We start from the raw sequence: 8,436 nt of genomic DNA on the forward strand, positions 1-8,436 counted from the left end.
CCCTTGGTAAGGGGGGGTTAGTTAAATCATCCCCCCCCCTTACCAAGGGGGGGTTGGGGGGGTTAGCTGGATCGTAAAGGTGTAAAGAATTTCCCTCAGACTGACAAGGAAAATACCCATAAACCACCTGTGGATGTAACAACTTCTCATTAATAACCCGCTGTTTCCATTCCTCCAAAATCGGATAAACCTTCTCAGCTAAAAAGCCATCATACTCTTCACGAGATTGGTCTTTAGGCTTACGATATTGCCACTGTCCCGCAATCAAAGCTTGTAAATCCAAATGCCAGAAAATTTCCTCAAAGGGTATATCTTCGCCCTCCAATAACTGAGTACCCCAAAAAGGCGGAGTTGGACGTTCAATATCCACCGCCACTGCCTCGGAACGCCGTGTATCTATCACTAATGGCGTTGCTGGTTCCGAAGTTTCCACCTCTTTTTTAGGTGTGACTTCTATTTTAGCTGCACCATTACCATTGCCATTTTCTTCATCTGCAAAGCCCTTGAAGTCATCCCATTTCCCCCCTGATTTTGCAGGCATCAATTTATCCATAAAGTGCAAGTCAGAGAAGGCATCTTTGCCATAAACCACCTTACCTTTATAGGTATTTTGACAATCTTCATGGACAAACTTAGGAGTCAACGCTGCACCACCTAAAATTACGGGAACCGTAATGCCTCGCTGGTTAAAAGTCTCCAGGTTTTCTTTCATAAAAGCAGTGGATTTAACCAGCAACCCACTCATAGCAATACAATCAGCTTCGTGCTTTTCGTAAGCTTCAATGATATTGTCTACTGGTTGTTTAATTCCCAGGTTAATCACCCGATACCCATTATTAGAAAGAATGATGTCAACCAGATTTTTTCCAATGTCGTGAACGTCGCCTTTAACTGTGGCAATAATAAAGGTTCCCTTGGCATTATCACCTGATTCTGATTTCTCCATATATGGCTGTAAAAAGGCAACGGCAGCTTTCATAGTTTCGGCAGATTGCAATACAAAAGGTAATTGCATTTGACCCGATCCAAATAATTCACCCACCACTTTCATACCATCTAATAAGAAGGTATTAATAATCTCCAAAGGTGGATATTGTTCTAAGGCTGTGGTAAGAACTTCTTCTAAGCCAATTCTTTCGCCATCGATGATATGACGCTTCAGACGTTCTTCTAAAGGAAGCAGTTTATCGGCACTGCGATCGCGCTTAGTTGTAGCACCTTCAAAGGCATTTGTCAACTCTCCCAAAGGATCGTAAATGCAGACATTGCCATCAAATTCTCGCCGATCGTAAATCAGTTTGCGGCATAATTCTTGATATTTTTCTTCAATTTTTGCCAGCGGTAAAATCTTATTGGGGCTAACAATTGCAGAATCCATCCCAGCTTGCATGGCTTCATGCAAAAACATCGAGTTTAAGACTTGTCGCGCCGCTGGATTTAAGCCGAAAGAAATATTAGAAACTCCTAGAATAACGTGACATCCCGGCAACTCTTGCCGGATGCGACGAATGGCTTCAATTGTAGATTTACCATTCGCCCTATCTTCTTCAATCCCCGTAGAAATTGGCAATGCTAAAGGGTCAAAGAAGATGTCGTAGGCGGGAATGCCGTAGGCAATAGCAGCGTGATAGGCGCGGGATGCAATCTCAAATTTTTTGTCCGCACTCCGGGCCATGCCATCTTCATCAATTGTACCGATAACTATCCCCGCACCATACCTTTTTGCCAATTCTAACACCTTATAAAAACGGGGTTCCCCATCTTCATAGTTAGTAGAATTCAACAAACATTTACCCCCAGCGGCTTTTAATCCCGCTTCCATTTTTTCCCACTCAGTGGAGTCCAACATTAAGGGTAAAGTAGCATTAGTAACTAGGCGAGATACTACTTCTCTCATATCTCTTACGCCATCGCGTCCCACATAATCGACGTTAACATCGAGAATGTGTGCGCCTTCGCGGACTTGTTCGCGTCCCATTGAGATTAAACCATCCCAATCTTCAGCATTTAATAAGTCGCGACATTTCTTAGAACCACTAGCATTAAGTCTTTCCCCAACTATTAAGAAAGAATTATCTTGGTCGTAAGGTTGGGCGCTATAAATTGAGGCGGCGGCGGGTTGCCAAGTGGTTTCGCGGACTTTCGGTGTCAGGGTTGTGGAAATTTCTGCTAATGCTTGAATGTGATCGTAACGAGTACCGCAACAGCCGCCAATTACTTGCACTCCTAAGTCTTCTACGAAGTGCATTAATGCCATTCGTAGTTCCATCGGGGTGAGTTTATAATGGGCGTGCCCGCCAACATTTTCTGGTAAACCTGCGTTGGGAATACAGGAAACTACAAAGGGGGAATATTGGGATAAATATTTGATATGTTCGGCCATTCTGTCTGGCCCAGTAGCGCAGTTTAATCCTAAAATATCAATAGGAAAAGGTTGTAAAATTGTCAGGACAGCGCTAATATCGGAACCTACCAACATTGTACCAGTAGTTTCCATTGTCACCGATACCATGATCGGCAGGCGCTTACCTTTTTTAGCAAATACTTCTTCAATGGCGCTGAGTGCGGCTTTAATTTGCAACACATCTTGGCAGGTTTCAACTATTAATAAATCAACCCCACCATCAAATAGTCCTTCGGCTTGTTCGGCAAAGGCAATTTTCAGAGTATCAAAGTCAATATGTCCCAGGGTTGGTAATTTAGTTCCAGGGCCAATTGAACCGGCAACAAATCGGGGTTTTTCTGGTGTAGAATACTCAATAGCCAAGCCTTTGGCGAGGGTTGCGGCCGCCTTGTTGAGGTTGTAGGCTTCCTCGGCTAAATTGTATTCAGCAAGTACAAAGGAACTGGCCCCGAAGGTGTCAGTTTCAATCACATCTGCGCCTGCTTCGAGGAAACCGCGATGGACTTTGGCGACAGCTTCGGGATTGGTGTAGATTAAGTATTCGTTGCAGCCTTCGTATTGCGGGCCGCCGAAGTCTTCAGCGGTGAGGTTTTGGAATTGCAGGTTGGTTCCCATTGCGCCATCGAAGACGATGACGGGCCGGGATGGGTGGTGGAGGCGTTGGAGGAAGGTACTATGGGTCATGGGTTAATATTTTTGACGCTCTATTTTGATGAAGTAGAAATTATGTTAACGTAGTTATTTATATAATAACTGATCTAGCCAGCGATGACTTAGGAAAATGTAGCGTGAAATATCAGGAGGTTGAATTATGGCGAGTGACTGGAAGAAAAATTTGGAGTCAAAACAGGTTCAATTGACTGAGTTTTGTCAGCATTACCGAGTATTAAAGATGGAGTTATTCGGCTCTGCAACTGGAGATAATTTCGACGAAGAAAAAAGTGATTTAGATTTCTTAGTTCAGTTTACACCGATGTCTCCGGTGGAATATGCTAATTGCTTTTTTGGTTTACGGGAGGCGTTAAATAAGTTGTTTAATCGTTCTATCGATTTAGTTGAAATTAATTCAATCCGCAACCCTTATTTTTTAGAATCAATTGAAAAATCGCGGGTGATTTTGTATGCGGCTTGAGGTACAGAAATATTTGTTTGATATTCAGGAAGCTTGTCAACTTTTAACGGAGTTTACGGCAGGTAAAACGTTTGAAGATTACGTAAGTAATGCGATGCTACGCTCTGCTGTGGAGCGACAGTTTGAGATTGTGGGAGAGGCGTTAAACCAGATGTTGAAATTAGAGCCTGATTTGGCGGCAAGCATTACAGATTGTCGAAGAATTGTCGATTTTCGTAATCTTTTGATTCATGCTTATGCCAAGGTTTCTAATCAGGTCGTTTGGGGAATTGTGGAGTCTAATTTACCTGTACTTTATCGTGAAATTAGTCAATTATTAGAGGAGAGGGTTAATTAAAAGGTTATTGTTAATTAGTAAATAATTTCCCTATCATTTTCACTTCCTAGTAAACACTCGATTTGTTATTGTTACTGTCAATTACAAAATTTTTTTGCCTACCAAGCTAAGTCAGGCTCCTAATTTACTTGCCACACCTTTGAGATAGAAGTGCCTGAGACGTTCACGGAATGCGACGAAATCAGGTTCACTATTCAACGGAGTTCGCAACAACTCAATTTCTTGTCCATTGTCTTCTGACAACAAAATGATTTCCTTCCCTATTTGATCGGAAAGTCTTTTGAAAAGCTGTCGTTCAGGATAATCAGAAGAACTGGATAATTTATTCTTAATTCGTTCCAGATAAATTCCTGGCTCGTCATTTTCTGCATTTAAGGAAGAAAGAGACACGCCCATTAGGGCTTTTTTGAGCGCAGGGATAGACTGCCAACGGCGATCAATTGCGATCTCAAATGCTCTGTCAAAAATAGCATTAATTTGGGATAGTAAATCGGATGGTATGTGAGACAATACATTTTTACTTTCTGTTCTTTGATGAGGCTTTTGACCGTTGTGATCGTAAAGACTAATAGGACAAATTTTGGTAATTGCAAAAAATAGAATCCCACAGCATTGTGTAATATCTGACCTTGGATCTCGCTGGAGGCTACTTTTATGGTGAAGCTCAGAAAGATGTAAAAACCTATTTCCAAGTTGTTGACCAGTTGGGGTTAAGCTAGTATCCTCGCTATCCTCCTTATTAAAGGAAATTCCAAAGTCAATTAAAACTGGATCGTTAATATTATCATTCCGAAGTATTATATTGTCTGGTTTAATATCTCTGTGAACTATTGTCTTATTGTGACAAAATTCAAGAATATCTAGTAACTTATTCACAAAGTTAATGGCAGTGAAAATATCGAGTGCTTCCTGCTCTTGTAGCATTTCAGACAATGTTTTACCCTTAATAAATTCAGTGACAATATAAAGGGGAACATCCAACGATTTAAATTCTTGAGAATTTGATTCAATTACTCTGGGGATGCCATCACAAGTGAGAGAGCATAAAGCTACATACTCTCTGTACATTCTTCCGCGTCTTTCAGGATCATTCTGCTTTTTGAGCTTTTTTAAGACATATTGACATTGGTCTGTAGTGCTTTTACGTTTAACCAGTTGAGTGATCCCCTGTCCACCTTCACTTAGCTCCCTGATAACTTCCCAGTTGTCATCCCAAGGCTTTGGCTTTTTATTGGTTTTTGTCATTTTCTTCTAATCTTTTTAATTATAATCAACTAGATCGCACCCTTAAAAAATCAACCATCTCAATTATTCTCTCTCAGCTTCCCAATCAGGACAACTCTCAGACTCTACACCCGAAGGGTGCATCGCACAAACTAACAAATTCCCACCATAAATATGACCGTGATAATTAGAACAACCCCTACAAGCTGGATGCTGAATTGTTGAAGGCTCTACATAAGTCACAATCGAAAAATCTATCTCATTTATCTCTGGATCTAATTCTCTAAAAACCTCAATAATTGGTTCAAGCAACTCATTAAAATAGTTGTCGAAATCATCGATTACAGTATTTTGTATTTCTTCTGTCACCTCTTCCGAAAACTTCGCCAGTGAGTCCAGCATTTCGGCGAATTCTTCACTCGCATCCATGAAAAACTTCTCTAACTCAGAAACAGCAGTTTCCAGTACCGCCACAAAACTTTTTTGCCACTCTTCCATTGATTTATCAGCTCGATCTTTAAATATTATTAACAAAATCCAAGTGCAACGGCTTGCACTTACTAAGTAGGTAGACAATAGATAAAATCGATCCTGTCATTGCCAGAGAAGGGAAGCAATCTCAAGTCTTTGCGATCGCTTCGTTTCTCGGAATGACAATCTATATATTATGTCCACCTACTTATCAATTCTATTACCTTTTCCATAGTATTACTAAACCCTTACCAAGGATAAATACCAAAACTAACGGAGGTAGAAGTGCGATCGCACTCAACCCCCGTCATAAAACTTTACAAAGCCTAATCCTGCTTCAGATCGCGGAGTTCATCTTGTAACTGCTGCACCTGTTGACGAAGCCGATCGACACCCTCATCGCTTTTATTCGATGGTTCTTCATCTTCCGAAACAATTTCTATCAGGCGTGGTTCAGAAAGTTTTTGCGGTTCAGAAGGCGACTCACCGGGCTGCTGTTGCGCCTGCCTCATCATATCATCAACAAAGCGACGACCTTCATCCGTCGTCATTTCACCGCGCTTTACCAATTCATCTGCCAATTTTTGGGCTTCAGTCCGCAACTCGCCTAATTTGCTACTTGCTTTCTCGCCAGCGTAGGAAGCCAACCCCACACCCAGGTAAACTGCTTTCTGTAAAATATCTCCGAAACCTGGCATAGCAAGTACACCTCCCTTAAACAAGGTGAACCGGAGTTCACGCCTATTGCAAGCATCCCGTATTGCTGCTGCCTTCCGGCCCTGACAAAGTTTGGGCGTTACAATCGCGTAAGTCCGGCTCATTTATGACTATAACACAACTTTTCATTCTTCGACAACACACCACTGATAAACTTCGTAGGTAACGCAACCATTGACTACTAAGGGATCTTTAGCCGCGATCGCGATCGCATCCTCCATCGACTGCGCCTCAAATAGCAGCATCCCACCGCCCCGCCGATACCAGTATCCCGTCTTCGCCTTATACCCCTTAGCAATCAACTCTCGCACGTAAGCGCGATGGGCAGGCACATACTGGTCAAAAATGGACTTTTCGACAATTCCCTTCTCAATCTTGACAAACCAAGGCATTTTTGCTTTTCAATTTTAAATTTTATATTCTATATTGAGTAATAACTTATCACAACTTGCACAAACCAATAACTCTCGCTTCCTCTTCTGTAAAGTCCTCTGCGCCTTTGTGGTTCGCCAATCAGCTCATGGAAAACCTAACACACCGTTATTTTATTGCCCTCCTCCCTCCCCAAGAAATTCAAGAGCAGATAACTGAAATTAAACAATATTTTGCTAAAAAATACGCCAGTAGCGGTGCATTAAAATCGCCGCCCCACATCACCCTACAACCCCCTTTTAAGTGGGTGACAGAGGAAATTGGGAAAGTAGAAGAATGCTTAGAAAAATTTGCGATCGCCCGTCACCCAATCCCCATCACTCTATCAGGTTTTGCCGCCTTTCCACCCCGCGTTATTTACGCAAACCCACTCAAAATCCCTGAATTGCTAGACATTCAAAAAGATTTGATGGCAGATCTAGAAACAACTTTAGGAATTATCGATCCAGTTTCCAAGAGTCGTTCCTTTACACCACATCTAACAGTCGCATTTCGAGACTTAACAAAGGAGAATTTCAAAGCAGCTTGGCTAGAATTTGAAAGGCGATCGCTCAACTTTGAGTTTACTGCATCTCAGTTAACACTATTAATTCATGATGGGGAACGCTGGAACATTAGCCGTGAATTTCCCTTTTCACTATAACCCACAGATTACAATAAAAAGACATCTGCCAATGGTAACTGGTAAAGCTTAAGGCGCAAAAAATCGGTATGATATGTAGATAAAAAAACAAAGGCGATCGCCTCCTTAACCCCCTTATCGATTGCCCGATCGTAGCTATTTTGAAGTCCCTTCACCTCTGTCTTGTCCGTTCCAATACAGTGTTAGCTTACTGTCGCTACAACTGAGAGAGTAACCGCTCGTAATCCGCGTGCGAACCTACCCAAAACCAAATAACAGTATCTCCATTTAACTGTCCAACTGCTCGGTAACTCTTGTCGATTCGAGCAGAATAGATTGGCAATTCTGGATGTACTTTTTTGAAGCGAAGACTGGGATGACTAGGATCTTGTTTAAATTGGCGATATGCCTCGCGTGTCTTTTGTTGAACTTGTTCGGGTAAATTCGCAAAGGCTCTACGGAATTGGTCAGTTATACGCGATTTCACAATGTGTCTGGGTCTAATTCTTGAGTTTTACCCGTACGATATTCAGCCATCGCCTCGGCTGCAAGGAAAGCCAGGGCATCTTTAGAACGCTTAAATGCTTCATCCCAACGCATTTCGTCTTCCAGTTCTTCCAGAATTAGCGACGCGATCGCATCCTGTTCGCTAGCAGGTAGAGTTTTCAAGCGGTCAATTGCTTGTTCGAGCAATTCAGTCATAGAGCTGGCTATGTAATTTACGAGATATGTATTTAATTATCGCATCCCTACTTCCTTATCTATCGCTTATCAATAAAAAAACAAGCGCGATCGCATCTACACTCCTCATTCTTGCTTATTTGGTGAATTTACTTATTTAACCAAAAAAGTTCCAATGGCTAATCTTGTCCCCTCTTGCCAAGCTATTTCCGCTACTTTTCAAGAAAATCAAACATCGGCTTGGAAGCGTAAAAAGGTTTAATTCCCAAATCTTTAACTTTATATTTTATCTCAAACTGTACATTTTTAGGTAGGGTTTGGATACCTAATTCTTCGATTCTAATATTTTTAATCCAGAACTCGTTGGCGAAAATTGACGGATTACCGTAACGCCGCCATCTGGGCGGTAAAGATAC

The 8,436-nt window shown here is 41.8% G+C and carries 12 protein-coding genes and 1 other RNA gene; 3 read left to right on the forward strand and 10 right to left on the reverse strand.

The genetic code is table 11. From position 1 onward, the window contains the following. A partial coding sequence (metH, locus tag PN499_RS14470; RefSeq protein WP_272032680.1) for a methionine synthase occupies positions 1 to 3,088 on the reverse strand: 3,088 nt, incomplete at its 3' end. Positions 3,089 to 3,215: 127 nt separating this feature from the next. On the opposite strand from metH, the gene PN499_RS14475 reads away from it, so the two are divergent. Together PN499_RS14475 and PN499_RS14480 are read left to right on the forward strand one after the other, a co-directional pair. Then, a complete protein-coding gene (locus tag PN499_RS14475; protein ID WP_272032681.1) occupies positions 3,216 to 3,536 on the forward strand; it encodes a nucleotidyltransferase family protein in 321 nt (106 codons plus the stop codon). Further along, a complete protein-coding gene (locus tag PN499_RS14480; RefSeq protein ID WP_272032683.1) occupies positions 3,526 to 3,873 on the forward strand; it encodes a HepT-like ribonuclease domain-containing protein in 348 nt (115 codons plus the stop codon). Before PN499_RS14475 ends, PN499_RS14480 begins: the two co-directional genes overlap by 11 nt. A gap of 111 nt (positions 3,874 to 3,984) precedes the next feature. Here PN499_RS14480 and PN499_RS14485 read toward each other — a convergent pair whose 3' ends face one another. From PN499_RS14485 to PN499_RS14505, 5 genes are all read right to left on the reverse strand, one after another. Then, positions 3,985 to 5,118 carry a protein kinase domain-containing protein gene (locus PN499_RS14485; protein ID WP_272032685.1) on the reverse strand — a complete coding sequence of 378 codons (1,134 nt, stop codon included), beginning with the start codon at positions 5,116 to 5,118 and terminating at the stop codon, positions 3,985 to 3,987. A 63-nt stretch (positions 5,119 to 5,181) separates the two neighbouring features. Further along, positions 5,182 to 5,595: a hypothetical protein gene (locus tag PN499_RS14490; RefSeq protein WP_272032686.1), complete on the reverse strand. Its 414-nt coding sequence runs from the start codon at positions 5,593 to 5,595 to the stop codon at positions 5,182 to 5,184. A gap of 299 nt (positions 5,596 to 5,894) precedes the next feature. Then, positions 5,895 to 6,266 carry a phasin family protein gene (locus PN499_RS14495; RefSeq protein WP_272032687.1) on the reverse strand — a complete coding sequence of 124 codons (372 nt, stop codon included), beginning with the start codon at positions 6,264 to 6,266 and terminating at the stop codon, positions 5,895 to 5,897. Between the two features lie 24 nt (positions 6,267 to 6,290). Continuing rightward, an RNA gene (gene ffs / locus PN499_RS14500) (signal recognition particle sRNA small type) lies at positions 6,291 to 6,387 on the reverse strand. A 23-nt stretch (positions 6,388 to 6,410) separates the two neighbouring features. Then, positions 6,411 to 6,677 (reverse strand): YciI family protein, encoded by a 267-nt coding sequence (locus PN499_RS14505; protein ID WP_272032688.1) that lies wholly within the window; start codon positions 6,675 to 6,677, stop codon positions 6,411 to 6,413. A gap of 128 nt (positions 6,678 to 6,805) precedes the next feature. Between PN499_RS14505 and PN499_RS14510 the strand changes: the two genes are divergently transcribed. Beyond that, complete coding sequence (locus PN499_RS14510; protein WP_272032689.1) at positions 6,806 to 7,360, forward strand: 2'-5' RNA ligase family protein; 555 nt, start codon at positions 6,806 to 6,808, stop codon at positions 7,358 to 7,360. A gap of 8 nt (positions 7,361 to 7,368) precedes the next feature. Here PN499_RS14510 and PN499_RS14515 read toward each other — a convergent pair whose 3' ends face one another. The 4 genes from PN499_RS14515 to PN499_RS14530 all read right to left on the reverse strand — a co-directional run. Next, positions 7,369 to 7,515, reverse strand: coding sequence for a hypothetical protein (locus PN499_RS14515; protein WP_272032690.1), 147 nt, complete (start codon positions 7,513 to 7,515; stop codon positions 7,369 to 7,371). A gap of 41 nt (positions 7,516 to 7,556) precedes the next feature. Beyond that, positions 7,557 to 7,826 carry a ParE family toxin-like protein gene (locus PN499_RS14520; protein ID WP_272032692.1) on the reverse strand — a complete coding sequence of 90 codons (270 nt, stop codon included), beginning with the start codon at positions 7,824 to 7,826 and terminating at the stop codon, positions 7,557 to 7,559. Then, positions 7,823 to 8,041, reverse strand: a complete 219-nt coding sequence (locus PN499_RS14525; protein WP_272032694.1) for a hypothetical protein — start codon at positions 8,039 to 8,041, stop codon at positions 7,823 to 7,825. The genes PN499_RS14520 and PN499_RS14525 overlap by 4 nt, the downstream gene beginning before the upstream one ends. A 191-nt stretch (positions 8,042 to 8,232) precedes the next feature. Beyond that, a partial coding sequence (locus PN499_RS14530; RefSeq protein WP_272032695.1) for a hypothetical protein occupies positions 8,233 to 8,436 on the reverse strand: 204 nt, incomplete at its 5' end.

The organism is Kamptonema animale CS-326 (genome assembly GCF_028330895.1).
Classification (GTDB): Bacteria; Cyanobacteriota; Cyanobacteriia; order Cyanobacteriales; family Microcoleaceae; genus Kamptonema; species Kamptonema formosum.

Excerpts from the sequence above, each read along its gene's own strand:
- PN499_RS14475 (WP_272032681.1), top strand. The coding sequence starts at position 3,216 with ATGGCGAGTGACTGGAAGAAAAATTTGGAGTCAAAACAGGTTCAATTG.
- PN499_RS14480 (WP_272032683.1), top strand. The coding sequence starts at position 3,526 with ATGCGGCTTGAGGTACAGAAATATTTGTTTGATATTCAGGAAGCTTGT.
- PN499_RS14485 (WP_272032685.1), bottom strand. The coding sequence starts at position 5,118 with ATGACAAAAACCAATAAAAAGCCAAAGCCTTGGGATGACAACTGGGAA.
- PN499_RS14490 (WP_272032686.1), bottom strand. The coding sequence starts at position 5,595 with ATGGAAGAGTGGCAAAAAAGTTTTGTGGCGGTACTGGAAACTGCTGTT.
- PN499_RS14495 (WP_272032687.1), bottom strand. The coding sequence starts at position 6,266 with ATGCCAGGTTTCGGAGATATTTTACAGAAAGCAGTTTACCTGGGTGTG.
- PN499_RS14505 (WP_272032688.1), bottom strand. The coding sequence starts at position 6,677 with ATGCCTTGGTTTGTCAAGATTGAGAAGGGAATTGTCGAAAAGTCCATT.
- PN499_RS14510 (WP_272032689.1), top strand. The coding sequence starts at position 6,806 with ATGGAAAACCTAACACACCGTTATTTTATTGCCCTCCTCCCTCCCCAA.
- PN499_RS14525 (WP_272032694.1), bottom strand. The coding sequence starts at position 8,041 with ATGACTGAATTGCTCGAACAAGCAATTGACCGCTTGAAAACTCTACCT.